Origin of the sequence: Streptomyces sp. NRRL F-5755, assembly GCF_001279365.1 — a bacterium.
GTDB lineage: Bacteria > Actinomycetota > Actinomycetes > Streptomycetales > Streptomycetaceae > Streptomyces > Streptomyces rimosus.
This window is the reverse complement of sequence record NZ_LGCW01000245.1, coordinates 1-216: the sequence shown is the minus strand read 5'-3', so window position 1 is coordinate 216 and position 216 is coordinate 1. Positions and strand designations below refer to the sequence as shown.

The 216-nt window shown below is 54.2% G+C and carries 1 rRNA gene; it reads right to left on the bottom strand.

Annotated elements, in window-relative coordinates:
- A 5S ribosomal RNA gene (gene rrf / locus ADK86_RS19500) occupies positions 1-92 on the bottom strand; the annotation flags it as partial.
- Between the last annotated feature and the right edge of the window lie 124 nt (positions 93-216).

The following is a 216-nucleotide window of genomic DNA, read 5'->3' as shown; positions in this document are numbered from 1 at the left end:
AGGGTCCCCCCTGCAGTACCATCGGCGCTGAAAGGCTTAGCTTCCGGGTTCGAAATGTAACCGGGCGTTTCCCTAACGCTATGACCACCGAAACACTATAAAGATGAACTCCAGCCAGCAAGGCGAGTTCGTTACTTCAGAACCTACACAGTGGACGCGAGCAACTGAGGACAAGCCCTCGGCCTATTAGTACCAGTCAACTCCAACCGTTACCGG